This is a genomic window from Sphingomonas sp., assembly GCF_039594485.1.
GTDB lineage: Bacteria > Pseudomonadota > Alphaproteobacteria > Sphingomonadales > Sphingomonadaceae > Sphingomonas.
Genome location: NZ_JBCNNI010000029.1, coordinates 26,400 through 52,469 on the forward strand (window position 1 = coordinate 26,400; position 26,070 = coordinate 52,469).

At 66.0% G+C, this 26,070-nt stretch carries 23 protein-coding genes and 1 other RNA gene; 7 read left to right on the forward strand and 17 right to left on the reverse strand.

The genetic code is table 11. The annotated features are described in order from the left end of the window. Position 1: 1 nt before the first annotated feature. The 10 genes from ABDV78_RS14100 to ABDV78_RS14145 form a co-directional block, all read right to left on the reverse strand. Complete coding sequence (locus ABDV78_RS14100) at positions 2–1,141, reverse strand: heparan-alpha-glucosaminide N-acetyltransferase domain-containing protein (RefSeq protein WP_343528029.1); 1,140 nt, start codon at positions 1,139–1,141, stop codon at positions 2–4. Beyond that, positions 1,138–3,432 (reverse strand): alpha-N-acetylglucosaminidase, encoded by a 2,295-nt coding sequence (locus ABDV78_RS14105; RefSeq protein WP_343528030.1) that lies wholly within the window; start codon positions 3,430–3,432, stop codon positions 1,138–1,140. The genes ABDV78_RS14100 and ABDV78_RS14105 overlap by 4 nt, the downstream gene beginning before the upstream one ends. Positions 3,433–3,506: 74 nt before the next feature. Next, positions 3,507–6,242, reverse strand: coding sequence for a TonB-dependent receptor (locus ABDV78_RS14110; RefSeq protein ID WP_343528031.1), 2,736 nt, complete (start codon positions 6,240–6,242; stop codon positions 3,507–3,509). Between the two features lie 78 nt (positions 6,243–6,320). Beyond that, positions 6,321–9,092 (reverse strand): TonB-dependent receptor, encoded by a 2,772-nt coding sequence (locus ABDV78_RS14115; RefSeq protein ID WP_343528032.1) that lies wholly within the window; start codon positions 9,090–9,092, stop codon positions 6,321–6,323. A 752-nt stretch (positions 9,093–9,844) separates the two neighbouring features. Next, positions 9,845–10,537 (reverse strand): 50S ribosomal protein L1, encoded by a 693-nt coding sequence (gene rplA / locus ABDV78_RS14120; RefSeq protein WP_343528033.1) that lies wholly within the window; start codon positions 10,535–10,537, stop codon positions 9,845–9,847. A 4-nt stretch (positions 10,538–10,541) separates the two neighbouring features. Continuing rightward, complete coding sequence (gene rplK, locus ABDV78_RS14125; protein WP_007407063.1) at positions 10,542–10,973, reverse strand: 50S ribosomal protein L11; 432 nt, start codon at positions 10,971–10,973, stop codon at positions 10,542–10,544. Positions 10,974–11,176: 203 nt separating this feature from the next. After that, a complete protein-coding gene (gene nusG / locus ABDV78_RS14130; protein ID WP_175313196.1) occupies positions 11,177–11,713 on the reverse strand; it encodes a transcription termination/antitermination protein NusG in 537 nt (178 codons plus the stop codon). 10 nt (positions 11,714–11,723) lie between these two features. Beyond that, positions 11,724–11,921 (reverse strand): preprotein translocase subunit SecE, encoded by a 198-nt coding sequence (gene secE, locus ABDV78_RS14135; RefSeq protein WP_007407051.1) that lies wholly within the window; start codon positions 11,919–11,921, stop codon positions 11,724–11,726. Between the two features lie 369 nt (positions 11,922–12,290). Continuing rightward, positions 12,291–12,473, reverse strand: a complete 183-nt coding sequence (locus ABDV78_RS14140; protein ID WP_076711492.1) for a YbdD/YjiX family protein — start codon at positions 12,471–12,473, stop codon at positions 12,291–12,293. After that, positions 12,470–14,515 (reverse strand): carbon starvation CstA family protein, encoded by a 2,046-nt coding sequence (locus tag ABDV78_RS14145; protein WP_343528036.1) that lies wholly within the window; start codon positions 14,513–14,515, stop codon positions 12,470–12,472. The genes ABDV78_RS14140 and ABDV78_RS14145 overlap by 4 nt, the downstream gene beginning before the upstream one ends. A 384-nt stretch (positions 14,516–14,899) precedes the next feature. Here ABDV78_RS14145 and ABDV78_RS14150 point away from each other — a divergent pair, with 384 nt between their 5' ends. Further along, entirely contained in the window at positions 14,900–15,610 is a 711-nt protein-coding gene (locus ABDV78_RS14150) for a hypothetical protein (RefSeq protein WP_343528037.1), read from the forward strand. 116 nt (positions 15,611–15,726) lie between these two features. Beyond that, the gene (locus ABDV78_RS14155; RefSeq protein WP_343528039.1) at positions 15,727–16,320 is read left to right on the forward strand and encodes an NADPH-dependent FMN reductase; all 594 of its coding nucleotides are present in this window, start codon (positions 15,727–15,729) and stop codon (positions 16,318–16,320) included. A 224-nt stretch (positions 16,321–16,544) separates the two neighbouring features. Here ABDV78_RS14155 and ABDV78_RS14160 read toward each other — a convergent pair whose 3' ends face one another. Together ABDV78_RS14160 and ABDV78_RS14165 are read right to left on the reverse strand one after the other, a co-directional pair. Next, positions 16,545–17,216, reverse strand: a complete 672-nt coding sequence (locus tag ABDV78_RS14160; protein ID WP_343528040.1) for a thymidylate kinase — start codon at positions 17,214–17,216, stop codon at positions 16,545–16,547. Next, entirely contained in the window at positions 17,216–17,494 is a 279-nt protein-coding gene (locus ABDV78_RS14165; RefSeq protein WP_343528041.1) for a chorismate mutase, read from the reverse strand. The genes ABDV78_RS14160 and ABDV78_RS14165 overlap by 1 nt, the downstream gene beginning before the upstream one ends. Positions 17,495–17,603: 109 nt before the next feature. On the opposite strand from ABDV78_RS14165, the gene ABDV78_RS14170 reads away from it, so the two are divergent. From ABDV78_RS14170 to ABDV78_RS14180, 3 genes are all read left to right on the forward strand, one after another. Then, positions 17,604–18,614 carry a polyprenyl synthetase family protein gene (locus tag ABDV78_RS14170; RefSeq protein ID WP_343528042.1) on the forward strand — a complete coding sequence of 337 codons (1,011 nt, stop codon included), beginning with the start codon at positions 17,604–17,606 and terminating at the stop codon, positions 18,612–18,614. Between the two features lie 96 nt (positions 18,615–18,710). Continuing rightward, on the forward strand, positions 18,711–21,161 hold the full coding sequence (gene hrpB, locus ABDV78_RS14175) for an ATP-dependent helicase HrpB (RefSeq protein WP_343528043.1): 2,451 nt from the start codon (positions 18,711–18,713) through the stop codon (positions 21,159–21,161). Between the two features lie 12 nt (positions 21,162–21,173). Beyond that, positions 21,174–21,455, forward strand: coding sequence for an ETC complex I subunit (locus ABDV78_RS14180; RefSeq protein WP_007406935.1), 282 nt, complete (start codon positions 21,174–21,176; stop codon positions 21,453–21,455). 569 nt (positions 21,456–22,024) lie between these two features. On the opposite strand, the gene ABDV78_RS14185 is transcribed toward ABDV78_RS14180, so the two are convergent. From ABDV78_RS14185 to ABDV78_RS14200, 4 genes are read right to left on the reverse strand one after another with little or no spacing between them, the layout of a single operon-like run. Further along, a complete protein-coding gene (locus tag ABDV78_RS14185; protein ID WP_343528044.1) occupies positions 22,025–22,558 on the reverse strand; it encodes an NUDIX hydrolase in 534 nt (177 codons plus the stop codon). Further along, entirely contained in the window at positions 22,555–23,220 is a 666-nt protein-coding gene (locus ABDV78_RS14190) for a hypothetical protein (protein WP_343528045.1), read from the reverse strand. The genes ABDV78_RS14185 and ABDV78_RS14190 overlap by 4 nt, the downstream gene beginning before the upstream one ends. Position 23,221: 1 nt before the next feature. Continuing rightward, complete coding sequence (locus ABDV78_RS14195) at positions 23,222–24,118, reverse strand: TPM domain-containing protein (protein WP_343528046.1); 897 nt, start codon at positions 24,116–24,118, stop codon at positions 23,222–23,224. Positions 24,119–24,128: 10 nt separating this feature from the next. Beyond that, positions 24,129–24,722, reverse strand: a complete 594-nt coding sequence (locus ABDV78_RS14200; protein WP_343528047.1) for a LemA family protein — start codon at positions 24,720–24,722, stop codon at positions 24,129–24,131. Positions 24,723–24,830: 108 nt separating this feature from the next. Between ABDV78_RS14200 and mscL the strand changes: the two genes are divergently transcribed. After that, a complete protein-coding gene (mscL, locus tag ABDV78_RS14205; RefSeq protein WP_343528049.1) occupies positions 24,831–25,283 on the forward strand; it encodes a large conductance mechanosensitive channel protein MscL in 453 nt (150 codons plus the stop codon). 153 nt (positions 25,284–25,436) lie between these two features. Here the strand turns inward: mscL and ABDV78_RS14210 are convergent, their stop codons facing one another. Next, entirely contained in the window at positions 25,437–25,868 is a 432-nt protein-coding gene (locus tag ABDV78_RS14210) for an Rrf2 family transcriptional regulator (RefSeq protein ID WP_343528051.1), read from the reverse strand. A 36-nt stretch (positions 25,869–25,904) separates the two neighbouring features. Here ABDV78_RS14210 and ssrA point away from each other — a divergent pair. Continuing rightward, positions 25,905–26,070: a transfer-messenger RNA gene (gene ssrA / locus ABDV78_RS14215) on the forward strand; the annotation flags it as partial.

Genomic DNA, 26,070 nt, shown 5'->3' on the forward strand with positions numbered 1-26,070 from the left:
TTTACACCTTCAGGATGATTCCCTTGCGATCCAGCGCCCAGCCGAACGCGCAACAGACCAGCGTATAGACCAGCGCGCAGAGCAGCGAGCCCACCGGGCCCGGCGCGATCGGCTGGAACCCGTGCAGGCCGATCCATGTGTACAGTCCGACGCCGTCGACATGGATCAGCTCCAGCGCGACGACGAGCAATTCGGAGAACAGATAGATGGCGAGCGGATTGCGCCCCAGCATCTGAAGAAAGGATCGCCCCAACGACACCCCCCGGACCTCGACCAGCCCGATCACGCCACCCAGCAGGATCAGGTCGAGCCCGGTGGTCAGCGCGACGAAGGATCCGGTCCACAGCTTCTTGGTGATGGGCAGGACCGGGGACAGCAGCAGCGCGACGACGACCAGCCCGGCCCCGATCGCCGCCAGCTTGGCGACGGTGGCGCCATGCTTGCCCCAGCGCTGAATGGCCAGGCCCGCCAGATAGCCTGCAATGACATTGGCGGTAGCGGGCAGCGTGCCGAGCAGCCCCTCGGGATCGAAGCCATGATCCTTCTTGTAGAGATGCTCCGGCCCGATCAGCCACAGGTCGAACAGCGCGCCGGCATTCTTGTACCGCCCGAACGCCTCGCCCGACGGGCTGAAGCCCAGCAGGATCGCCCAGTGCGCGGCGACCAGCCCGATCGCGACCATCACCAGATGGCTGGGCCGCAGATAGCGCGCGCACAGCGCGCCCAGCAGATAGCAGAGCGCGATGCGTTGCAGCACGCCGGTCAGCCGCGTGTCGGCGAAGGGCCTGGCGACCCAGTTCCCGTCCGGCTGATGCGTGACGAACGGGAACCAGTACATCAGCACACCGAGCAGGAAGATCAGCGCTGCGCGCTTGAACACGCGGCGCAGGAACACGGGCTCGGGCATCGGCCGGGTCAGGGCGAAGCTCATCGCATTGCCGACCGCGAACAGGAAGCTGGGATAGATCAGGTCGGCGAGCGTGAAGCCGATCCAGGGCGCATGCTGCAATTGGCTGAAGGCACCGCCCGCGCCCGCCGTGTTGACCACGATCATCAGGAAGATGGTCGCGCCCCGGAACATGTCGAGCGAGGCGAAGCGCTCCGGCTTGGCTGTCGCTGTCGTCGCGCGCGGACTGGTCACTGGGCGGTCTCCGTCATCAGGGCGCGGGCTTCGGCCACCGGATCGGCGGGCGCGGAGGCCTTATAGGTGCGGGGATCTGCGACCCACGCCTTTTCCCAGTCGAGCAGTCTGGCGGTGAAGGCGGCATCGTCGACCGGCCGTTTGGCGAGCGCGGCGGCGCGGGCCTCGGCCAGATAGCGGGTCCAGCGCGGCAGATAATAATCGGCATACATGCCCGCCCAGGCCTTGGACGCATAATCGCCCAGATGCCCCCGGCCGCCCCAGATCGTTACCTGCGCCTTGGCATTCTGCTCATAGGCGGTCTTCTCGGCGGGGGTGTCGCCATAGGCCCGTGCGTCCGCGATCCAGCTCGCCAGGCTTTCCTGCTGCCCGCCGATCAGGTGATCGATGCGCAGCGCCATGTCGCGCATCCGCGCCGTGACCCGATCCCCGGCGGCGACGTCGCCCTTCTGATAGGCGGCGACGGCGGCCTTGACGCTGTCGTCCAGCGATAGGCTGGCGGCATGACGGACGAGGTCGACCAGATCGTAGCGATAGAGCGCGCTGCCCCGATAGGCGGGGGCCAGCTTCAGCATCGCCGCGATCCCGGCGCGCAGCTTCGCGCGGTCGCCGGGTGCGGCGGGATAGGTCGGCGCATCGGCGGCCGGTCGCTTGAAGAACAGATAGGCCCCGGCCCGCTCGTTCCACCAGCGCGGGGTCCAGTAGCGCACGTCATACGCCCCTGCGATCACGTCCCGCCAGGCCGCGACCATCGCCGGATCGCCATGGCCGTAGCGCGCGGCGATGTAGCGGGTCAGCCAGGGCTCCAGCCCCATGTCCCCGCCGGGCCAGGCCACGTCATAGGCATAGGCATAGACCAGGCTGTTGCTGTGAAGCCCCTCCGGGAACATGCCGAACCCGCGCACATTCCCGCGCCCGCCGTCGGCGAACAGCGCGGCGATGTCGCGGCGGTAGAAATCGGGTGCGCCGTAAACCGGGTTGCTGCCGCCATAATTATGGACATAGCCATAGACCCAGTTCTTGCCGTCGAAGCCGTTCGTGGTCTTCCAGATGCCGGGATAGCGGTCATTGCCGATGTCGAGGATCAGCATCTTCTGGTCCGGCACGTGGCTGAGGAAGGCGGCGATCGCATCCGGCGTCCAGAATTTCTTGTCCGCGCCGAACAGCCAGCCCTGCATCACCCAGGTCGCATCGGGTCGCGCCGCCGCGATCGAGGCGTAGAGCCGCTGGCCATAGGCCGCCAGCCGCGCGTCGCGGACCTCGCGGGGGAGGGCCGCCGCCCTGGTCGCGGCATCGAGCGCGGGCGTGTTCGCGGTCGCGTCGCCATAGGCCGCATGGGCGGTGTCGCTGCCATCCTCGGCGATGGGCGGCACCATCTCGTTGAAGGCATCGGCGAGGTAATATTGCCCCGGCCCATATTCGGCGGTGTAGAGGTCCAGGAATCGCTTGGCGAGCGGCGCGAACAGCGGATCGGACGGGTCGAGCCAATAGGTGCCCTCGAACCCCTCCCATGACCGCATCTTGTAGATACGGGCCTTGGGATGCGCATCGGCAAAGGCCTGGGGCACGTAACCGGCAAAGGCGGGCAGGATCGGCGTCATGCCCAGCGCGCGCATCCGCGCCAGGATGCGCTTTTGCAGATCATGCTTCTTGTCGATCCATCCGGTGGGCAGCGGCGCGCGATAGCCCTCGATATTGCCCATGCGCTGCCAGGGCAGGAAGGCGGGGCCGGAGAAATGCTGCGCCAGTTGCGCCTCGCTCAAGCCCTGTTCGCGCCAGAGCCGGCGCCACACATAATCCTGTCCCTCCATGGCCAGCGGCATGTCGACGCCGTTGACCGCCATGGCATCGATCTCCCGCTCCCACCGCGTCCAATTCCACCAGGGCGTGGTGTAGCCATAGGTGCAGGTGTTCAGATAGGCGCGAAAGCCGAAGGGCGAGGATATCCAGCCGCTGTCCCGCGCCGCCAGCCGGGTCATCGGGCCGACGCGTCGCCCCTCCCAGCTGACCGACAGCCGCCCCTGCGCGTTCAGCATGGCGGCGGCGCCGCGCACCGCGGCCACGGGCGAGGACGCCAGGACGTCCAGCCGGTCATGATCGATCCTGACCCGGTAGCGCGAGGTGGCCGAAGGCTGGATCGTCACGGATAGCTGCCGCTCGGGCACGCCCAGCCGCTGGAGTGCGGCGCGGGCGGCTTGCCCGCCCTCGTCCGTCCGGGGCTGCGCATGCGCGGCGGTGGCGGAGAGGAGCAGGGCGCCGATCAGGACCCGTATTCTGGATGTGGTCGTCACGGTCATCCTTGTCCGCAAGAAAACCCGAAAAGGGAAGGGCGGACCGGCTGGCGATCCGCCCTTCGGGGGGGAAGTCAGAACCTTGTCGAAACCGACAGGTAGAAGGAGCGACCATAGAAGCTCGTCTCCTGCCAGATCGCCGGATTGTTGTTGTAATAGGCCTGTTCGCGGCTGTTGTTCAGGTTGATGATGCCCGCCGCGAAGCTCAGCGTCTCGTTGGGCGTATAGCCCGTGCTCAGGTCGAACTGCGTCCGGCCGCGTACCGTGTGCCCTTCGGTCGCAAAGAAGCTGTCCGCGCCGTTCTGGACATAGGAACTGCGGTAATTGGCCGACAGGCGCACGCTGAAATGCCGGTTTTCCCAGTAAGGCGTGACGTTGACCGTGTTTTTCGACAGGTTGCGCACGGTGAAGCCCGTCCCGATGGCGACCTGGGTCGGGATCACGCGGGTATAGTTGGCCATGAAGCCGAACCCGTCGAACGGCAGGATGCGGTCGAGCGACTGGTTCCAGCTGAACTCGACGCCGCGGATGCGGATGATGCGCGGGTCGTTCGACGTCTGGGTGACGTTATAGATATTGCCCAAGCCATCGACGCAGTCGCCGCTCGATGCCCGGTTGAGCGCAGTGCCCCGGAACGACGCCGGGCAGACCAGCGACGAGAAGGTGCCGTTCTTCACCCATTTGTAGAAGCCGTTGATCGAGATCGCGCTGGCGGTGCCATAATACCATTCGGCACCCAGATCGATCTGATCGGCGGTCAGCGGCTTGAGGCCCGCCTGGCCTAGGTCGACGGTGATGGTGTTGGTGCCCGCCGGGAAGGTATTGGCGACCGATGAGGTCGTCTGCGCCATCGACGTATTGGCGTCGAGGATCGGGCGGACCAGCACCTTGGCGGCGGCGAAGCGGAGTTGCAGCTTGCGCGTCGGCTCCAGCACGAGGTTCAGGCTGGGCAGCACATTCTGATAATCCTGGCGCGCGCTATAGTCGCCGATCTTGTTGGTGACATTGGTATAGGAGCCGGTGCGCGGCGCGGTGATATTGCCCTTCACCACCTGCAGCGTGTGTTCGTACCGCACGCCCAGATTGCCGCGCAACGGCGCGTCGAACAGCGTCGTGTCGATATTCGCCATCGCATAGATCGCCGGGATATAGCGGTCGACGGTATAGCTGGACTCGGGCGCGGGCAGGTCGGGCACGCTGATCCCGGCGGCGGACAGCGCCTGTTGATAGGCGGCGATATCGGGCGCGATCCAGGCGGTCGGAATGCCGCCCATGCCGTTCAGGAACCCGCCGACCCCGTAGCTGGTGGTCGACAGGGCGGGGAAGACCGTCGCGGTGGCGCCGGGCCGGTTGGCGAGCGAGGCCAGATCGTGACGCCCGACATTGCGAACGAAGCTCTCATGGCGATATTTCGCACCGACCGCGAACTGCGATATCGGGCCCAGCGAGACGTCCTTGGTCACATCGCCCTGGCCGGAGATTTCCTTGCCAGTCGTGTTGCGCGTCGCACCCACCGGGAACTCGTTTCGGACCAGCGTCGCGCGATTGTAGAGCGACGGATCGGACAGGTTGGCCGCGACGTTGTACTTGACGTTGAACGGATCGCTGATGTCGAGCGTCGCGGAGGGAATGGTGATGCCCAGGATCGCGGCATCCTCGCGCGAATAGGCATGGCCGCGCGTGAAGTTGCCGATGGCGCGTGCGGTCCAGCCATCCTCGCCTTTCCACCTGGCGCTCAGCGTATAGCCCTGGCTCGACAGCTTGCGGCTTTCCTCCTGCCGGTTGTTCTCCATGGTGAAGTTGGTCGCGGTGGTGACCATCGACGCGTTGTTGGCGATGCTGACCGGAGTCAGCCGCGCGGTATTGAACAGGAACACCTGCTGGTTGACGTCGTAACGGGTGTCGTCACGCGCATAGATGGCGTTGGCGTCGACCTCCCATTGGTCGTTCGGGCGCCACTGCACGCCGCCGCTGCCCATGATCTGGTCGATCGAGCGGTCGATGCGGCGATAGCGGGGGCGGCGGGGCACGGCGATCGTCGCGCCGCCCACGGTCTGGGTCGCCCAGCGATCCTGGAACAGATAGTCCGCCCGGTCCTTCAGCTTCTGATAGCCGAGGTTCAGATAGACGCCCAGCGTCCCGCCCAGAAACTGATCGACATAGCTGGCCCCGAATTTCGGCGTGATCGCGCGGCCCGCATATTCCGAATTCTGCGCCTTGGCCGACAGCACGATTTTCCGGGTCGCATAGTCGAGCGGCCTGACCGTGTTGATGTTGACCGTGCCGGACAGGCCGCCGCTGTCCATGTCGGCGGTCGGCGACTTGATGACCTGTACCGCATTGGCGAGTTCGGTCTGGATGATGTCGTAGCGGAAGCCGTCGGTGAAGTCCGCGCTCTTGAAGGTCTGGCCGTTGATCGTGGTCAGCGCATATTGCGGGCCCAGGCCCCGGATGCTGATCGTCGCGCCGCGCCCGTTGATATTCTGCATCTGCACGCCGGAGATGCGCTGGATCGACTCGGTGATATTCTGGGCGGGGAATTTGCCGATATCCTCGGCGGAGATGCCGTCGCTGACGCGAATATCCTTGCGCTTGGCGGCCAGTGCGGAGGCGATGCTCTGGCGATAGCCGGTGACGGTGATTTCGTTCTGCGTCGTCTCGGCGGACGCGTCCGCAGCCGTACCGGGCGTCATATCCTGCGCCGCCGCCGGTGTGCCTGCCAGCAACAGGGTCAGCCATAGGCCGGTATGCGCAGTGTATAACAGGCCCCTGCGCCGCAGGCATGTGCCGTACCGCGTTGTCATCGTCATCGTCTTCCTATTCCCCCGTTTCCCGGCACGACCCCATCGCGCCGGGCATTCCCCGTTGATGATTTGATCAGTCTGTCGTCAGAATCGCGTCGATGCCGACAGGTAGAAGGTGCGACCCGTCCGGCTGGCCAACTGGAACGTGTCGGAGGTCGTCTGATAGGCGTCCTCGTGCGTGTTGTTCAGGTTGATGATCCCGGCCGTGAAGCTGAGATATTCGGCCGGGGTGAAGCCCAGCGCGAGGTCCAACTGCGTGCGCGGACGCACGACATGGGTCAGGCCGCCATTGACGAAGAAGCTCGACGCGGCATCCTGGACATAGGAACTGCGGTGATTGACCGACAGTCGCGCGCTGAACATCTCGTTTTCCCAATAGGGCGTCAGGTTCCAGGTCAGCTTGGACAGGTCGCGCAGGTTGAACCCGGTGCCGATCGCGCTGGCATCGGTGTCGACCACGGTCACATTGCCGACCGCGCCGAAGCCCTTGACCGGCAGGATCGCATCGAAATTCTGCGAGGCCGAGAATTCCACGCCCTTGATATGGATGACCCGGTTGTCGTTCTGCACCCGGCTGAAGCTGTAATCGGTCTTCAGATCGGCCGACTGGCAATCGCTGACCACGCCGTTCAGCGCCACGCCGTCATAGGAACTGGGGCAGTAGAATTGCGTGAAGGTGCCGTTCTTCACCGCCTTGTAGAAACCGGCGACGCTGATCGAATTGCCCTTGCCGTGGTAGAATTCCAGGCTGAGGTCCAATTGGTTGGCGGTCAGCGGCTTCAGGCGGCTTTCCCCCTGCGCCACCGAGACGCTGGGGCGCAGGCTGGTGGTGACGCGGGTGATCGTGTCGGCCATCTGCGTCTGGCTGTTGAGCAGCGGGCGGACCAGCACCTTGGCCGCGGCGATGCGTGCCACCAGACGCGGCGTCAGGTCCAGCGCGAAGCTGGCACTGGGCAGGACGTTGCCATAATCCTGCACGACATGCTGCTGCCCCAGCAGCGTCGCGCTGCTGTCGGTGCCGTTGGTCAGGCTGCTGGTGACGTTCTGGTGGGTATGCTCGTAACGGACGCCGACATTGCCGCGCAGCGGCAGGTCGAACAGCGATCCTTCGATATTGGCCATCGCATAGACCGCCGGGATGTAACGATCGACCCGATAGGTGTTGGGCCAGTCGGGCGTGTCGGGCACGGCGATGCCCTTGTCGCGCAGAATCTGCTGCCATAGCGGGGCGTTCACCGACAGGAAGCTGTGCGGAATGCCCATCGACCCGCCGAGGAAGTTGTTCACCGTCACGCCCGTCTGCGCCAGGTCGGGAATCCAGGCGAATTCGGGATAGGTGACGGGATCGGTGACATCGGCGTCGCGATCGTGGCGATAGGCCTTGGTGTCGAAGCTTTCGTGATGATATTTTGCGCCGAAGACCAGCGCCTTGATCCCGTGCCAGTCGATATCCTGGGTCAGGTCGGCCTGAACCGCCCGGTCGCGGGCCGACTGGATATGCGTCGCGCCGTCGACAAAGGCATACCAGGTGCGGTTGCCCATATTGTAGATCGAACCGTCGGTCAGGCTGGCGGTGTTCCACTTGACGTTGGACGGATCGGAAATGTCGAGCGTCCCGCCGCCCGCGAAGTGCACCTCGTCGATGGTCGCCCATTCGTACAGCTTGGCATCGCCCTGCGTATAATGGCCGATCGCCCGGATATGGGTGGTGTCGGTCGGGCTCCAGTTGATCGTGCCGGTATAGGCCTGGGTCTGGAGCTTGCGGAGTTCGGGCTGGTCGTTGTTGTCGACGTTGAAGTTGCTGATCGCGATCTTGTCGGCGACGCCGTTGGCGACATGGTTGACCGTCACGGCCGAGGCGGCCCAGCGGCCGAACACCATCTGGCGGGTGTCGTACCGGGTATGGTCGCGCGAATATTCGCCCTGGAGCAGGACCTCGAAATTGTCCTGGGGCTTCCACTGGATCGCGCCGCTGCCCATCAGCTGTTCGGTGTCGCGATCGATCCGGCGATAGCGGAGGTTGCCCGGTACCTGCGCATCGGATGCGCCCGCGACGGTGCCCGGCTGATACCAGTTCCTGATGAACAGATAGTCGCCGCGATCCTTCAGCTTCTGATAGCCGACGTCCAGCATGACGCCGATCGTGTCGTCGGCGAAGCGCTTGATATAGGCGGCGTTGACCTTGGGCGTGACGCCGCCGCGATAGTCGGAGTGGTAACCCTTCACGCCCGCGATGAAGCTGGGGCCCTTATAGGCCAGCGGCTTGACCGTATCGATGTTGACGGTGCCCGCCAGGCCGCCCGTGTCCATGTCGGCGGTCGGCGACTTCACGACCTGGATCGCGCTCGCCAGATCGGTCTGGATGATGTCGTAGCGGAAGCCGTCCTTGAAGTCGGCGCTGGCGAAGGTCTGGCCGTTGATCGTGGTGCGCGCATATTGCGGCCCCAGGCCCCGGATGCTGATCGTCGAGCCGCGTCCGTTGATATTGGACATCTGGACGCCCGCGATGCGCTGGATCGCCTCGGTGATGTTCTGGGCGGGGAATTTGCCGATATCCTCGGAGGAGATGCCGTCGGTGATGCGGATATCGTTGCGCTTGGCGGCGAGCGCGGAGGCGATGCTCTGGCGATAGCCGGTGACGGTGATTTCGTTCTGGCTCGAATCCCCCGCCGTGTCGGCCTGGCCGGCGACCTGTCCGATATCGGCGGCGGCGCCCGCCACGCTTCCTCCCGCGCTTTGCGCCAGGGCGGGGATGGCCACCATCATCGTGGCCAGCATCGTCGCCGTCTGCGCCGTGGTCTGGAGCAGATGCTTGCGCCCCAGACGCCGAACGCCATTCCGCAGTGACATAGTCATGCTCATTCCTCCCTCTTGTCCCGACGCGCGCTCATCGCGTCGGTCGCCCCGATTCTGTCCGCCGGAGGATTGGCAGGATCGGCGCGGGCGGGGGCGTTTCCCCCGGCCGCAACGCATCGGCTCACGGACCCTGATGGGACGAGCGCCTCATGCTACGTCGAAACGGCGCAACCTTCCGAAGCCCGCCGCCACGATTTCCGTCCAGCCTTTGGGCTGCGTCCGGTTGGTCGCGTCGATGGACCGAAACTGTCTTCCTGCATCACGGTGTTGTTATCTTATGGTCTTATCGGTGACATAAAATGGTCAGACCTGTCAATGGCCGGGAAATTGGTTGCGCGGCAAAATTGGTAAGGTCGATTTTCCGGGATAAATTATCGTTTTAAAAGAATGCAATAGTCTAGTGAGTAATATGTCATGGCAGGCCCTGCTCATGGCTTGCGGGCGCTTGCTCATTGCATCAAGCGGCTAATATTCCGCGACTCCCAAGCGTCATTGGGCTTCGGATTCAATTGGTCATATCGGTTATGGGGTTTGCGAGGGCGATATGGGGGGGCGATCGCTCGGCTATCCGGCGGTGAACCGCAGGCTTGCCGATGCGCCTCAAGCCGATGGGGAGGGGGAGTCGATCCGACGCCATCCTGCTCCAAGCGAGGGAGTCCGCCGGAGGGCGGGGTGAGGCGCCCATGAAAAAGGGGGCCGGAACCTCTGGTCCCGACCCCCTGGTCCTGTCAGCCTGATGGCTGGCGGCGAGATTACGCGCCCGGAACTTCCGAGACGTTCACCTTGATGCCGCGGCCCATCGTCGACGAGACGGCGATCTTGCGGACATACTTGCCCTTCGCGCCCGACGGCTTGGCCTTGATGAGAGCGTCGACCAGCGCGTCGAAGTTCGCGCGCAGGTCTTCCGCCGGGAACGACGCCTTGCCGATGCCCGAGTGGATGATGCCGGCCTTTTCGACGCGGTACTCGACCTGACCGCCCTTGGCCGCCTTGACGGCTTCGGCGACGTTCATGGTCACGGTGCCCAGCTTCGGGTTCGGCATCAGGCCCTTGGGGCCCAGCACCTTGCCGAGGCGGCCGACGACGCCCATCATGTCCGGGGTCGCGATGCAGCGGTCGAAATCGATGGTGCCGCCCTGGATGGTTTCCATCAGGTCCTCGGCGCCCACGACGTCGGCGCCAGCGGCGCGCGCTTCGTCGGCCTTCGCGCCCTTGGCGAACACGCCGACGCGAACGGTCTTGCCGGTGCCCTTGGGCAGGGTGACGACGCCGCGGACCATCTGGTCGGCGTGACGCGGGTCAACGCCCAGGTTCACGGCGACTTCGATCGTCTCGTCGAACTTCGAGGTCGCGTTGGTGCGCGCCAGCGAGATCGCTTCGTCGATGCCGTGCAGCTTCTCGGAATCGATCTGGACGGCCTTCTGCTTCTTGGTCAGCTTCGCCATGATATCAGCCCTCCACCACTTCGAGGCCCATCGCGCGGGCGGAGCCTTCGATGATCTTGGTCGCAGCCTCGATGTCGTTGGCGTTCAGATCCTTCATCTTGACCTGGGCGATTTCCGCGAGCTTCGAGCGCGCGATCTTGCCCGCCGACACCTTGCCCGGCTCCTTCGAGCCCGACTTCAGGTTGGCGGCCTTCTTGATGAGGTAGGTCGCAGGCGCGGTCTTCGTCTCGAACGAGAACGAACGGTCGGCATAGACGGTGATGACGGTGGGCAGCGGGGTGCCCTTTTCGACTTCGCCGGTCTGCGCGTTGAACGCCTTGCAGAATTCCATGATGTTCACACCGCGCTGACCCAGCGCCGGGCCGATCGGCGGCGAGGGGTTGGCGGCGCCTGCAGGGACCTGCAGCTTGATATAGCCGGTAATCTTCTTTGCCATGTCACTCTCTTTTCGAGTCTAGCGGTCGTGACGGGCACGCAAGGCACAAGCCAGCGCACCCTCCCGCAAGGGTTCCGTCGCATGATGCTAGGGAAGGGCGGGCCGATAGCGGAAAATGGGATGGAAGGCAAGATCGGGCAGTAGATACGAAAAGGGCCGGTGGCGTCGCCGCCCCGGCCCTGTTTCCGTCGATCCGAAGAGCCTTACTTCGAGCGTTCGACCTGCTCGAAATCCAGTTCCACCGGGGTCGCGCGACCGAAGATCGACACCGACACCTTGACCTTGGACTTGTCGAAATCCAGTTCCTCGACCACGCCGTTGAAGCTGGCGAAGGGGCCTTCCAGCACCTTGACCGCGTCGCCGATCTCGTAATCGACCTTGACCTTGTGCTTCGGAGCGGCGGCGGCTTCTTCCTTGGAATTCAGCATCCGCGTGGCTTCGGCCTCGCTGATCGCCTGCGGCTTGCCCATCGCGCCCAGGAAGCCGGTCACCTTCGGCGTGTTCTTGACGAGGTGATAGACCTGGTCGTTCATATCGAGCTTGGCGAGCACGTAACCGGGCATGAATTTGCGCTCGACCGCGATCTTCTTGCCGCGACGGGCTTCGGTCACGGTCTCGGTCGGCACCTCGATCTGCGCGACGAGATGGTCGAGGCCCAGACGGGTCGCCTCGGCCATGATCGAGTCGCGGACCTTGCCTTCGAAACCGGAATAAGCGTGGATGATGTACCAGCGCGCCATGGGAACCCTTTTACTTCGCGAGCGACAGCAGGGTGCGGACCAGCGTCTCGAAGAACGAGTCGACCGCCAGGAAGAAGATGGCCAGGATCGTGGTCATCACGACCACCATCACGCCGGTCATCACCGTTTCGCGCCGCGTCGGCCAGACGACCTTCTTGGTCTCGGTCTTGACCTGGTTGAAGAATTCGATGGGGGTCGTCTTCGCCACTCGTGCCGTTCCCGCACCTGCGTTGAAATATTGTCAGCGAGGCATGGGTCCGCCGCCGCTGACCCAAGGGGCCTGCGACGAAAGGTCCGTCCGCGCTGTTCGGATGGGCACGCGATGTAGCTGTGGCTTGCTCAAAAGGCAAGTGCGGGGCTTTTCTGTTCACGCGAAGCCGCGATGGCGCGAAGAGTCTTGTTCGCGCGGAGGCGCGGAGGACGCAGAGGGTGATGACCTGCCCCCGGCGATCGGGAGGCGATCGGACAGGCGTTGGAAAATGGCTGGCCTGTCGCCCGGGTCCAACACCTCCGCGCCTCCGCGTCTCCGCGCGAACCGAGTTTCTTCCTTCTTCGCACCATCGCGGCTTCGCGTGAATCAACAGCAGCGCCCGCCATTCTTGCCGCCGTAGCGCGCCTGTTGCCGTTCGCGGAAGAAGGTCACCTCGTCCATCGGCTCGCGGTCGGGGTGCCTGGCGGCCATGTGCGCGACATAGGCGTCATAGCTCGGCATCCCGACCATGGCGTTGCCGATCTCGCGCAGGCGGGCGAGCCAGCTCATTCGGCCGCCGCCATTTCGGGCGGGATTTCGGTGATGCTCGGCCGGTCGATGCGACGGGCGATGAGGCAGGTCCGCACGGCATAGACCAGGATCGCCAGCACCACGCCCAGGAAGATCGCGCACAGCCCAGCGTCGATCCGATCGTTGAAGACGATCCGTCCCATCTCCGCCATGGTCTTGGCCGGGGCGAGCAGCTTACCTTCGGCCGCCGCGCTGGAGAATTTTTCGGCATGTGCCAGGAAGCCGACGCGCGGATCGCTGGAGAAGATCTTCAACCATCCGGCGGTCAGCGTGCAGGCGAGCAGCCACATGGTCGGGATGACCGTGATCCAGGCGAAACGGTCCTTCTTCATCCGAAACAGCACCACCGTCGCCAGCATCAGCGCGACCGCGGCGAGCATCTGGTTGGAGATGCCGAACAGCGGCCACAGCGTGTTCACCCCGCCCAGCGGATCGGTGACGCCCTGATAGAGGAAGAAGCCCCAGGCCGCGACGCACAAGGCCGTTGCGATCAGGCCCGGCGCGACCTTGCTCGATCCCCGGAAGCCGGGGACGACAAGGCCGATCAGGTCCTGGAGCATGAACCGCCCGGCACGGGTTCCTGCGTCCACGGCGGTCAGGATGAACAGCGCCTCGAACAATATGGCGAAGTGATACCAGAAGGCCTTCATCGCCTGTCCGCCGAACAGGTGGCTGAAGATTTCGGCCATCGCCACCGCCAGCGTCGGTGCGCCGCCCGCCCGGCTGATGATCGTATGTTCCCCCACGTCTTGCGCGACCTGCGCCAGCGTGTCGGCCGAGATCGGGAAGCCCATCGCGGTCACGGCGGCGGCGGCGCTGGCCGGATCGGTGCCCAGCACGGCGGCGGGGGCGTTCATCGCGAAATAGACGCCCGGATCGAGGATCGAGGCGGCGACCAGCGCCATGATCGCGACGGCGCTTTCCATCAGCATCGCGCCGTACCCGATGAAGGGGGCATCCTTCTCGCTGGCGATCAGCTTGGGCGTGGTGCCGCTGGCGATCAGGGCGTGGAAGCCCGACACCGCGCCGCACGCGATGGTGATGAACAGGAAGGGGAAGAGCGGCCCCGCCCAGACCGGCCCGCTGCCGTCGATGAACTTGGTGAGCGCGGGCATTCGAAGCGGCGGGGCCATAATGACGATGCCGATGGCGAGTGCCACGATCGCGCCGATCTTGAGGAAGGTCGACAGATAGTCGCGCGGTGCGAGCAGCAGCCACACCGGCAGGACCGAGGCGACCGCGCCGTACCCGATCAGCAGGAAGCAGAGCTGGACCGGGGTGAAGGTGAACAGCGGTGCGAGGACCGCCGACTGCGCGATCGACTGGCCATAGACGATGGCGAGGATCAGGCCGATGAAACCGATGATCGACACCTCGCCGATCTTTCCCGGCCGCACCCAGCGGGTATAGCCGCCCATCAGCATCGCAAGTGGTACGGTGGCGGCAACGGTGAACAGGCCCCAGGGGCTCTCGGCCAGCGCGCGCACGACGATCAGCGCGAGCACCGCCAGGATGATGACCATGATGATGAAGGCGCCGAACAGCGCGATGGTGCCCGCCACGGGGCCCATCTCCATGCGGATCAGTTCGCCCAGCGAGCGCCCGTCACGCCGCATCGACAGAAACAGCACCAGGAAATCCTGCACCGCGCCCGCCAGCACCACGCCCGCGAGAATCCACAAGGTGCCGGGCAGATAGCCCATCTGCGCCGCCAGCACCGGCCCCACCAAAGGCCCGGCGCCCGCGATCGCCGCGAAGTGATGGCCGAACAGCACCGTCCGGTCGGTCGCGACATAGTCGAGGCCATCGGCGCGGCGAATGGCGGGGGTAGGGCGGCCGGGGTCGATCCCGATCACCCGCGCGATGAACAACGCATAATAACGATAGGCGATCAGATAGACCGACACTGCGGCGGCCACGATCCACAGCGCATTGATGGGTTCGCCACGAGCGCTCGCGACCACGCCCAAGGCGCCCGCTCCGACGATCGCCAGCGCGATCCAGGGGAGGTGTTTCGTCATGCCCCGTCCGGTCCTCTTGTTATGCTTTTGATTTCCCTTCTAACCCGCCGAAAAGAGCGTGCCAGCCCCGAAAATCGCAAGGGGTGGCGTTGGATATCGCCACTTGCGTCAACCCATCGGCATGTCGCACGCCTGAGCCAGCCAGGGGGCGCGATAGGGAGGAGCGATATGCTTAAGACCGTCATGATGCTGGGGCTATGGGCTTCGCTGGCCGCCTGGACGGCGGGTCGTGCCGAGTCGGTATCGCAGTCGACGCAAGCATCCGAATGCCGATTGCCGCCAGGATGGGGTGCGGTTGCGGCGCGCGGCGCGCGCTTCGTGGTCTTTGGCGAAATGCATGGCACCCGCGAATCACCTGCCTTTGTCGGGAACGTTGCGTGTGCGTTGGCGGTCAAGGGCGAACGCCTGTTGGTTGCGGTCGAGCATTTCTCGATCGTCAATGATGACTTTCAAAAGGCCTGGGCCCTGCCGGACGCCGAGTTCGTTCCTGCCTTGACCAAGGCGGGCTGGGCCGAGCGAGACGATGGTGTCGGCAGCGAGGCGATGCTGGCCATGCTGGTACGGCTTCACCGGCTGGCGCAGGCGGGGCGCAAGATCGACATCGTCGCGTTTAGCGGCGTGAAAGATGAGGCCCAACAGCGCAAATTCGCAGGCTTGGCCGGTCAGGGGCCGCACGATGCCGCCCAAGCCGAGAATATCAGGGAGGCCGCCGCGCTGCGGCTCTATGATCATGTGCTGGTGCTGGTGGGCAACACCCATGCCCGTAAACGTCTCGTAACCTACACGCCCATTGCGTTCGAGCCCATGGCAATGCGGCTCGGCCGGTCGGTGAATGTCGTCACCCTCAACATGAAATCGGCGGCAGGTACGTTCTGGAATTGCGGCGTGAAGCCGGGAGTGGTCCCGAAGCCCGATATGCCCATCACCAACGCCGATATCGACTGTGGCTCCCATCCGACAACGGCCGATGCCGACCTCCAGCGTGCTCCCTTCATCGCATTGGGCGCTTTGCCGGGACAGCAGCCCGACCCGGATTATGACGGCGTGTTCTGGGTCGGACCGATCAGCGCCTCGCCGCCTGCGGTCCCGAAATAGCCTCCCAAAAACCCCGGTGTGTCGCTGGACCTGCGGTTCCCCAAATGCATGGACGGGAGGTGCCGTTCTGAAACTTAATCCTTGCCCAGCCGCGCGGTCCGGGGTGAAAGGCGAACATGGCTAGTCATTCCTCATCCCCGCTCGTCGTCGGTATCGGCGGCACGATCGGCAGCGTCTCCTCGACCGAGCGCGCGCTTCGCATCGCGATGACGGCCGCCGCCGACGAGGGGTTCCGCACCCATGTCTTCGGTGGCGAGGATCTGGCGCGCCTGCCGCTCTATAATCCGCGTACCGCGGAGCGGACCGAAGCGGAGCGGGTCTTTGTCGATACGGTCCGGCAAGCCTCGGCGATCATCATCGCCAGTCCGGGCTATCATGGCAGCATTTCGGGGTTGGTGAAGAACGCGCTCGACCTGCTGGAGGAAACGGCGAAGGACGAACGGCCCTATCTGGCGGACCTGCCGGTCGGGGTGATCGCCACCGCCTATGGCTGGCAGGCGACGGGATCGACCATCGCGGCGCTGCGCTCGATCGTCCATGCGCTGCGGGGCTGGCCGACGCCCTTTGCGGCGGCGGTGAACACGCAACATACCCGCTTCGATGACCAGGGGCGGATCGGCGATGCCACGGTGGAGGGCCAGTTGCGGCTGGTCGGCCAGCAGGTCGCCCGCTTCGCACCCTTGGCGGGGACCATCCGCGCGTCGAACTGAAGAGCGTCGCCCCGGCGTGAATCTGTTCACGCGAAGGGTAAGGAGAATGGTTCGCGCGGAGGCGCGGAGAACCTGTGCCCGGCCGCTCATGCACCCCATTCTTCCGTGCGCGATGGGGATAAGAGGGCTGCGCGCCGTCGCACGCAATGCCTCTCTGCGTTCCCCGCGCCTCCGCGCGAAATCAAATTCTTCGCGTCATCGCGTCTTCGCGTGAAATGGAGAGACTATCCCAGCCGCTCCATCGCGAGCGCCGCGATTTCGTCCGCGATCTCGCCCGGATCCCGCAAGGCCCCATGCGCCACGGTGGATACCGTCGCCCATTCGCCCAGCATCGCGCCGTCCGCCATGGCGGCGTAATTGGCCCGCACCCGCGCCTGAAGCCCCAGATCCGCCTCGTACGCGTCATAGGTCTCGTCGGTGTAGCTGCGCTTGCGCTTGCGGGCGATCAGGTCGCGCGCAACGTCGAGCGGCGTGTCGAGATAGACCGACAGATGCGGCGCGGGCAGGCGAAACTGGACCGTCTCCAACTGTTCGATCCATTGCAGCAGCGCCTCGGCCTGTTCAGCAGGGACCTGGGCGGCCTGATAGGCCATGTTGGACGCGATATAGCGGTCGAAGACGATGACGTCGTGGCGCTCGGCAAGCTCCATCAGATGCGGACGCGATTCGAATCGGTCGAGCGCATAGAGCGTGGCCGCCGTCTCCGGCGCGGCGGCATGGGGCAGGCGCCCGGCCAGATATTCGCCCAGCGCCCAGCCGCCGATCGTCTCGGCATAACGGGGAAAGGACAGGGCGGCCGCCGACAGTCCGGCGGCGTTCAGCCGTTCGGTGACGGCCGCCGTCGCGGTCGCCTTCCCGGCGCCGTCCGCTCCTTCGATCGCGAGAAGAAAGGCCATCAGCCGCGCAGCTTTTCGTGGTGGCGGATCACCTCGTCGATGATGAAGCGCAGGAATTTCTCGGAAAATTCGGGATCGAGCTGCGCATCGCTGGCCAGTTGGCGCAGGCGCGCGATCTGCGCCTCTTCACGGCCGGGATCGGCGGGAGGGAGTTCATTCTCCGCCTTGTAACGACCGACCGCCTGGGTGACCTTGAACCGCTCGGCCAGCATGAAGACCAGCGCGGCGTCGATATTGTCGATCGACTGGCGATAGCCGGTCAGCACGGTGTCGGACATGATTGGCGTATCTCCCTCTGGCATGCGCGCGGCACATGAATTCGCGCCGGCCCTTTCGCGCTTAGGCTTGCGTTCGGCAAGCGTTGTCGCCAGAGGCTCTTACCTGCCCATGACCGTAACCGCCACCCGCCTCGCCAAGCCTGCGCCCTCGCTGGACCCGATGATCCGGCTGGTGGCCGACGACATGAACGCCGTGAATCAGGTCATTATCGACCGGATGCGATCGGAGATCCCGCTGATCCCGCAACTGGCGGGACATCTGATCTCGGGCGGCGGCAAGCGGATGCGGCCGATGCTGACGCTCGCGAGCGCGCAGTTGCTGGGGTATCGTGGGACCAGCCACCATGTGCTGGCGGCGGCGGTCGAGTTCATCCACACCGCGACGCTGTTGCACGACGATGTGGTGGACGGCTCCGACCTGCGTCGCGGGCGGCGGACCGCCAACATCATCTGGGGCAATCCGGCCAGCGTGCTGGTCGGCGACTTCCTGTTCAGCCGGTCGTTCCAGTTGATGGTCGATGCAGGCAGCCTGAAGGTGCTGGGCATCCTGTCGGGGGCGTCGGCGGTGATCGCCGAGGGCGAGGTGAACCAGTTGACCGCCGTGCGGCAGGTCGAACTGCCCGAGGAACGCTATCTGGCGATCATCGACGCCAAGACCGCCGCGCTCTTCGCCGCCGCCTGCCGTATCTCGGCGGTCGTCGCCGAGCGGCCCGAGGCGGAGGAACTGGCGCTGGAGGCCTATGGCCGCAACCTGGGCATCGCGTTCCAGTTGATCGACGATGCGATCGACTATGTCTCGGATGCGGGCACCATGGGCAAGGACGCGGGCGACGACTTCCGCGAGGGCAAGATGACGCTGCCCGTGATCCTCGCCTATGCGCGCGGCAATGAGGAGGAGCGCCGGTTCTGGAAGGACGCGGTCGAGGGACGGCGTGTCTCCGACGAGGACTTCGCCCACGCCATCGCGCTCGTTCGCAAGAGTCGCGCGGTCGACGACACCATGGCCCGCGCCAGGCACTATGGCGGCCTCGCGATCGAGGCGATCAAGGGATTCGCGGATGGCCCGGCCAAGGCGGCGATGATCGAGGCGGTCGAGTTCGCGGTGGCGCGGGCTTATTGAGCAGGGGGCGCACCCCGAATCTCCCGTTCTGCCTGAACCGAGGTCGGTGATGAGGGGCTTCTTCACCCCGCCCGGCAAAACCCGTATCGCATTCCGATGACCCTGCCCGTCACCGCCGTCCTGCCCGACCTGCTGGCCGCCCTGGCGGAGGCACCCAATGCGGTCCTGGTGGCGCCGCCGGGCGCGGGCAAGACCACCGCTGTCGCGCCGGCCCTGCTCGACCAGCCTTGGTGTACCGGCGAGGTGCTGCTCCTTTCTCCCCGCCGTCTCGCCGCGCGTGCCGCCGCCGAGCGGATGGCGGCGCTGGCCGGGGAGCCGGTCGGCCACAGCTTCGGCTATGCCACCCGCATGGATACGAAGGTCGGTGCCGCGACCCGCGTCACCGTCGTCACCGAGGGCATCTTCGTCGCGCGGATCCAGGCCGATCCCGAGCTGGACGGCGTCTCCGCCGTGCTGTTCGACGAAGTGCATGAACGCAGCCTCGATGGCGATTTCGGCCTGGCGCTCGCGCTCGACGCACAGGCGGGGCTTCGCCCCGATCTTCGCCTGGTCGCCATGTCCGCGACGCTCGACGGTCGCCGCTTCTCGAGCCTGATGGGCGATGCGCCCGTCATAGAGAGCGAGGGGCGGAGCCATCCGCTGACCCTGCGCCATCTCGGTCGGGCGGCGGAGGCGCGGATCGAGGATTCGGTCGCCTCCGCCATCCGGCGTGCGCTGAGCGAGGAAATGGAGGGCGATATCCTCGCCTTCCTACCCGGCACCGCCGAGATCGCGCGCACCGCCGAACGGCTGGCGAACCTGCCGTCCGATATCGCGGTCCATGAACTGCACGGCTCGCTCGATCCGGCGGCGCAGCGGGCGGCGATCCGGCGTGACCCGGACGGGCGGCGGCGGATCGTGCTGGCGACCTCGATCGCGGAGACCAGCCTGACGCTCGACGGCGTGCGGATCGTGGTTGATTCGGGGCTGGCGCGACGGCCGCGCTATGACCGTGCGGCGGGAATGACCCGGCTGGTGACCGAGCGGGCCAGCCAGGCCGCCGTGACCCAGCGGGCGGGCCGCGCCGCGCGACAGGCCCCCGGTGTCGCCTATCGCCTGTGGGAGGAAGCCGCCACGGCGGGGCTCCCCCGCTTCGATCCGCCCGAGATATTGGAGGCGGACCTGTCGGCGCTGTTGCTCGGCACCGCCTTGTGGGGGGTGAGCGACCCGCGCGCGCTTCCGTGGCTCGATCCGCCGCCCGAGGCGGCGGTGAACGAGGCTCGCGCCCGGCTGACCGCGCTGGAAGCGCTGGACGAAACCGGCCGTCCGACCGCGCATGGCAAGGCCATCGCCGTGCTGCCCATGCCGCCGCGCCTGGCCCATATGCTGATCCGCAGCGGCGAGCGGGGCCTGGCCTCCACCGCGGCCGAGATTGCCGTCCTGCTGGGCGAGCGCGGCATCGGTGGGCAGGATGTCGATGTCGAGCAGCGCCTGCGCCGCTGGCGGACCGAGCGTGGTCCCAAGGCGGAAGCGGCGCGGGGTATGGCGAAGCGCTGGACCAGCCTCGCGCCCAAAGCGCTCGAGCGCGAGGCATGGGATCACCCCGCTGGCGTGTGCCTGGCGCTGGCCTATCCCGATCGGGTGGCGCGGCGGCGCGATTCGACCGGCGAGCACTGGGCCAGCGTCGGGGGGCGGGGCTTTCGTCTCGATCCGGCATCGGCGCTGGCGGGGTCGGAGTGGCTGGCCGTGGGGGAGACGCAGGGCGCGGCGTCGGGCGCGCGTATCCTGTCCGCCGCACCGCTCGACCTGGCGACCATCGAGGCGCTGTTCGCCGACCGGATCGAGACCCGGCGCACCGTTGCCTTCAACCCGGCGACCGGCGGCGTGGAGACGCTGCGCGAGCGGCGGCTGGGCGGTCTGCGCCTGTCGAGCGGCCCTGATTCGGGTGCGTCGTCCGACGCGATAGCCGACGCGCTGGTCGAGGGGGTTCGGACGCATGGCCTGTCGCTGCTGCCGTGGAGCGACGGGGCGGGGGCGTATCGTGCGCGGGCGGCTTATGCGGGGGTAGCGCTGGACGATGCGACGCTGATCGAACGGCTGGACGACTGGCTGCCCGCGCTGGTGGCGGGCAAGCGGCGGCTGGACGCCATCGCTTCCGGCGCGCTGACCGAGGCGGTCCGCAACCTGATCGACTGGAACGACCAGCGGCGGATCGATTCGATCGCGCCCGCCCAGTTCACCAGCCCGGCGGGAAGCACCCATGCGATTGATTATGCGGCCGAAGGTGGCCCGCGCGTCGAACTCCGCGTCCAGGCGCTGTTCGGTCTGGCGACGCATCCGGTGATCGGCACCGAACGCGTCCCGCTGGTCCTCAGCCTGACCTCGCCCGCCGGTCGGCCGATCCAGACGACGCGCGACCTGCCAGGCTTCTGGGCGGGAAGCTGGGCGGCGGTCGCCAAGGAAATGCGCGGTCGTTACCCCCGCCATCCCTGGCCCGACGCGCCCGCGGAGGCGTCCGCGACGCTGCGCACGAAAAAGGCGGATGCAAGAGCCGCCGGTTCGCGATAAGGGACACATATTATGGCCACTGCTCGCATCTTCCAGCGCCCCAAGAACGCGATGCAATCCGGCAAGTACCGGACCGATCGCTGGCAACTCGAATTCGAACCGACCGAGGCGAAACAGCCCGATCCCCTGACCGGCTGGGCCGGGAGCGGCGACACGCGCGAGCAGGTGCGCCTGACCTTTGCGACGCTGGAGGAGGCGATCGCCTATTGTCAGCGCGAAGGGCTCGACCACCATGTCGTGCCGACGCCGCAAAAGACGCTCAAGCTACAGAGCTACGCCGACAATTTTCGTTGAGCTGTGAGCGCTCCGGTCAAGGCCGGGGCGCTTTTTGGTTCGCGCGAAGCCGCGATGGCGCGAGGATTCTGTTTTTCGCGCGGAGGCGCGGAGAACGCAGAGAGCTATCGCTCGCGGCAGCGAAATCCTTCTTCAACTGGCCGAGGATGAAGGGGGGGACGGTGCCCCCGGACACGTCGCCTCCGCGTTCTCCGCGCCTCCACGCGAACACACCCTTTCTTCGCATCCTCGCGTCTTCGCGCGAACTCAAAAGCTCAGGATATCGCTGCCTAGCAGCACAGACACAACGCCAGCGGCGCGCGGCCAGTTTCCGTTGAGGTCCGACCTGCCCGGCCGGGGCCGGGGCGCATTTTGATCCATGCGAAGCCGCGATGGCGCGAAGAAAATTAGAGATTTTTCTCGCGCGGAGGCGTGGAGGACGCAGAGAGCGATCGCTCGCGGCAGCGAAATCCTCTTTCAACCGGCCGAGGATGAAGGGGGGACGGTGCCCTCGGACACGCCCCCTCCGCGTTCTCCGCGCCTCCGCGCGAACACACCTTCTCTTCGCGCCCTCGCGTCTTCGCGTGAACTCAACGGCCCAGGATACCGCCGCCCAGCAGCAACAGCATCTTGGCATCCACCACGACGCCGGCCGCGCGGCGCTCGGCGACGAAGTCGGCTATGTCGGCCAGCTTTACCCGGTGGACGATGATCTGCTCGTCCGAATCGCCGCCACCCGCGCCGACTTTCACCAGCCCGCTCGCGCGGACCAGGGTGAAGCGCTCCGACGTCATGCCGGGCGAGGAGCAGAATTCGCCCAGCGCCTCGATCCGGGCGGGGCGATAGCCGGTTTCCTCCTCGATTTCGCGGGCGGCGCCGTGCAGGACCTCCTCGCCCTCGGTGTCGTCACCGATCAGCCCGGCGGGCATTTCCAGGCATGGCGCGCCGAGCGGAACGCGGAACTGTTCGACCAGCAGGATATGCCCGTCCTCGATCGCGAGAATGACGGCGGCGCGGATGTCGCGCGGGCGATCGGCATATTCCCAGGTGCCGCGCTTGCGCAGCGCCAGGAATCGACCCTCGGCCAGGGTTTCGAGGGGGGCATCCATACGGGGATCGGTCATAGCGAGATGGGTCTGTCCGGCAATTCGTTGGTATCGGCCGCCGTCTTGGGGAAATGGGTCGCCAGCACAAGCCCGATCCGCTCGACCGCCGCGCTCATGCCCTCGCCGACACGGCCCTGCGCAACATGCGGCAGCATCACCGCCATGGCGCGACCCCAGGTTTCGGGACCGACCTTGCCGGTAAGGCCGGAGTCGGCGACGATCTCGGCCATGTGCTCGGCCTCGGAGAGATAGAGCAGCACGCCGTAGCGGCTGTCGGTCCGTCTTTCGGCGGAGACCCGGAACAACAGCACCGCGCGCGCCCGGACGCGGGCGTGGCGGATGCTGCGCGGTACGAGGGCGATCCGGCGCGCGACAGGGCCGAGCACCGCGAACACCAAGACGAAGACCAGAATTTGCGCGATCATCAGCACGCCCAGAATCAGGTCCTCGCCCGGCGCGCTCCATCCGTCGTGGACCAGCGCGAGCAGCTTCAGTCCCAGACCCGGAAACAGCGCGGCGAACAGCGGCACCAGCAGCATCGCAGGCGCGGCGAACCAGACCGCCACGTCGCGATACTCGTCCGATCGGGGGGCGACGATGGTGACGATCTCGGCATCGGTCGTCGTCTCCGCGCGCGCGACGGCGGCGGTCACCAGATCGCTATCGGCTTCGCTCAACATCTCACCAATCCCCCGATGCGCCGCCGCCGCCGAAATCACCCCCGCCGCCGCCGGTAAAGCCGCCCCCGCACCACGATCCGTCGCTGCCGCCGCCCGACGAGCCGCCCGAACTCCAGCCGCCGCCGGAGCCGCCGCCGCTGCCCCAGCCGGGGCCCCAGAGGATGATCGGCCAGCCGCCTCCGCCGCGCCGTCCGCCACCGCCGCGATCATCGTCGTCATCGTCGTGGAAACGCTGGCCCTGTTTGCGGCGCAGGATGGTCAGGACGACGAAACCGCCGACGAAGATCACCAGCACGATCAGAATCGGAAAGCCGTTGGAATCACCGCCGCCCCGGCGATGCTGGCGATCGAATTGCTTCGCAGCCTCGGCGACCTTGGCCTGCGCTTCCTCGGGAGAGGCGCGAAGCTGCGCGATCACGGCATCCGCTCCCGCACTCAGCGCCCCCGACACATCGTTCGATTCGCGAAGCCGGGGCAGCATCAGCGTGCGGATCATCTGCGACGACCAGGCGTCGGTCAGGATCGGTTCCAGCCCGCGTCCCACCTCCAGCCTGGGGCCGCGCTGGCCCTTGCCCTCATTGGGGGCGACGAACAGGATCGCGCCGTTATCGGCATCCTTCAGCCCGACACCCCAGGCGCGACCCAGCCGATAGCCATAATCCTCGATCGGATAGCCTTGCAGGTCGGGGATCGTCGCGACCACCAACTGGCGGCCGGTATCCTTTTGCAGGGCCTCCAGCTTCGCCTCGATCTGCGCCTTGGTGGCAGGGTCGATCCTGTTCGCCGCATCGACGACCAGGCCATCGAACTTGGGAAAGGTCTGCGCCATCACAGGGACGGCGCAGAGGATCAGCCAGAGCCCGAGGATCGGGCGAAGCAACCGGGTGAACCGGGTCATGAGGCGACGATCAGCTACCGAAATCGACCTTCGGCGCGTTCTCGGCTCCCGGAGTCGTCGCCTGATAGGGGGTCATCGGCTTGGCGCCGTAGAAGACCTTGGCGCCGATCGCGTCGGGGAAGGTGCGGATGCGGGTGTTATAATCCTGCACCGCCTTGTTGTAATCGCCGATCGCGATGTTGATGCGGTTCTCGGTACCTTCGAGCTGGCTCATGAAGGTCTGGAAATTGTCCTGGCTCTTCAGGTTCGGATAGGCCTCGACATTGGCGAGCAGGCGGCCCAGCGAGCCGCTGAGCTGGCCCTGCGCCTGTGCGAATTGCTGCATCTTGGCGGGGTCGGACAGGTCCTCGCCCGTCACCTGGACCGAGGTTGCCTTGGCGCGCGCGTTGACGACCTCGGTCAGGATCGACTTTTCCGAGGCCGCGGCGCCCTTCACGGTCGCCTCAAGATTGGGGATCAGGTTGGCACGGCGCTGATAGGCGGCCTGGACATCCGCCCATTTCGCCTTTGCATTTTCCTCGGCGGTGGGCACGCTGTTCATGCCGCAGCCGGACAGGGCGACGGCCATCACGACCGGGGTCAGGGCAAGAACGGGACGACGCATTCGAATATTCCTCCGTCAACTGTCTCGGTCATATAAGACGCTTGTGTCCCTTGGCGAAGGGCAAAAGCGACGATAGCCTGAAAGTTCGTCGAATAGAGGGAGTTGGCGATGTTCAAGGAATTTCGGGCCTTCATCGCGCGGGGCAATGTGCTGGACCTGGCGGTGGCGGTGATCATCGGCGCGGCCTTCAGCAAGATCGTGACCTCGTTGACCGATGACGTGCTGATGCCGATCATCGGCAAGCTTTTCGGGGGGCTGGATTTCTCCAGCTATTTCCTGCGCATGGGGCCGATCCCGGCCAATTACACCGGATCGCTGAGCGACTATGCCGCGCTGAAGAAGGCGGGGGTGCCATTGCTCGGTTACGGCGCATTCGTGACGCAGGCGGTGAACTTCGTCATCGTCGCCTTCATCATCTTCCTGCTGGTCCGCACGGTGAACCGCGCGACGACCCTGTTCGAGAAGGAAAAGGCCAAGGCGGCGGAAGAACCCAAGGCCGAGCCGACGGATATCGCGCTGCTTCGCGAGATCCGCGACGAACTGCGCGCGCGGCGTTCGTAACGGAGGGCCCGACCCCGGCGAAAGCCGGGGCCCGGGTGCCAACAGGTCAGCGGTGCGTCACCGTGTTGCATGGGAGGCAGGCTCGTCCCGCCTTCGCCGTTCCATCGCGACGGGCCTCGGGCCTCTTACCGGCGTGGCGTCGCGAGATGGATGTCAGGCCGCGGCCAGCTTCTTGGCCGTGGCGTCCGCCAGGCTGGTGCCGTCGAGGATCCGCGCCGTTTCGTCCCGCACGCGCATCATGGCGTGGCGGATGGCGCAATCCGCCTCGCTCTTGCAGTCGTTGCAGGGGCGATAGGCGGTGCGGCTGACGCAGGGGACCAGCGCCAGCGGCCCCTCGATCGTGCGGATGATGTCGCCCAGCGAGATCAGATGCGCGGCGCGGGCGAGGCGATATCCGCCCATCTTGCCCCGCTGGCTGTCGAGCAGATTCGCGCCCTTCAGATCGGCGAGGATCAGTTCCAGGAACTTGCGCGGCACATTCGCCTCGGTCGCGATGCGAGTCATCGAGGTGGGCGGGCCGCCAATGGGCATTTCCGCCAGGAACAGCATCGCGCGCAGCGCATAACGGGACCGCTGGGTCAACATGGGCTCCCCATGGACCTAAAATGCGGCGAGCGAAAGGCATTTGCGTAAAGGCCCGAGGCTTCCTATATCGCTTCGTGCCGGGTTTCACCCGGCTATGACGATAAACTGCGGCGAGTAATAGACGCAGCGGACCCGGGGGCAGTACCCGGCGGCTCCACCATAAAAGGTGGTGTATCTGGACACCGTTTCTGACGGGGCCGAA

Bases quoted from the DNA above. Each gene is read 5' to 3' on its own strand.
- ABDV78_RS14195 (WP_343528046.1), bottom strand. From the start codon at position 24,118: ATGACCCGGTTCACCCGGTTGCTTCGCCCGATCCTCGGGCTCTGGCTG.
- mscL (WP_343528049.1), top strand. From the start codon at position 24,831: ATGTTCAAGGAATTTCGGGCCTTCATCGCGCGGGGCAATGTGCTGGAC.
- ABDV78_RS14200 (WP_343528047.1), bottom strand. From the start codon at position 24,722: ATGCGTCGTCCCGTTCTTGCCCTGACCCCGGTCGTGATGGCCGTCGCC.
- ABDV78_RS14185 (WP_343528044.1), bottom strand. From the start codon at position 22,558: ATGACCGATCCCCGTATGGATGCCCCCCTCGAAACCCTGGCCGAGGGT.
- ABDV78_RS14115 (WP_343528032.1), bottom strand. From the start codon at position 9,092: ATGACTATGTCACTGCGGAATGGCGTTCGGCGTCTGGGGCGCAAGCAT.
- hrpB (WP_343528043.1), top strand. From the start codon at position 18,711: ATGACCCTGCCCGTCACCGCCGTCCTGCCCGACCTGCTGGCCGCCCTG.
- ABDV78_RS14165 (WP_343528041.1), bottom strand. From the start codon at position 17,494: ATGTCCGACACCGTGCTGACCGGCTATCGCCAGTCGATCGACAATATC.
- ABDV78_RS14210 (WP_343528051.1), bottom strand. From the start codon at position 25,868: ATGTTGACCCAGCGGTCCCGTTATGCGCTGCGCGCGATGCTGTTCCTG.
- ABDV78_RS14170 (WP_343528042.1), top strand. From the start codon at position 17,604: ATGACCGTAACCGCCACCCGCCTCGCCAAGCCTGCGCCCTCGCTGGAC.
- nusG (WP_175313196.1), bottom strand. From the start codon at position 11,713: ATGGCGCGCTGGTACATCATCCACGCTTATTCCGGTTTCGAAGGCAAG.
- ABDV78_RS14140 (WP_076711492.1), bottom strand. From the start codon at position 12,473: ATGAGCTGGCTCGCCCGCCTGCGCGAGATCGGCAACGCCATGGTCGGG.
- rplK (WP_007407063.1), bottom strand. From the start codon at position 10,973: ATGGCAAAGAAGATTACCGGCTATATCAAGCTGCAGGTCCCTGCAGGC.
- ABDV78_RS14110 (WP_343528031.1), bottom strand. From the start codon at position 6,242: ATGACGATGACAACGCGGTACGGCACATGCCTGCGGCGCAGGGGCCTG.
- ABDV78_RS14160 (WP_343528040.1), bottom strand. From the start codon at position 17,216: ATGGCCTTTCTTCTCGCGATCGAAGGAGCGGACGGCGCCGGGAAGGCG.
- ABDV78_RS14190 (WP_343528045.1), bottom strand. From the start codon at position 23,220: ATGTTGAGCGAAGCCGATAGCGATCTGGTGACCGCCGCCGTCGCGCGC.
- ABDV78_RS14155 (WP_343528039.1), top strand. From the start codon at position 15,727: ATGGCTAGTCATTCCTCATCCCCGCTCGTCGTCGGTATCGGCGGCACG.
- ABDV78_RS14180 (WP_007406935.1), top strand. From the start codon at position 21,174: ATGGCCACTGCTCGCATCTTCCAGCGCCCCAAGAACGCGATGCAATCC.
- rplA (WP_343528033.1), bottom strand. From the start codon at position 10,537: ATGGCGAAGCTGACCAAGAAGCAGAAGGCCGTCCAGATCGATTCCGAG.
- ABDV78_RS14145 (WP_343528036.1), bottom strand. From the start codon at position 14,515: ATGACGAAACACCTCCCCTGGATCGCGCTGGCGATCGTCGGAGCGGGC.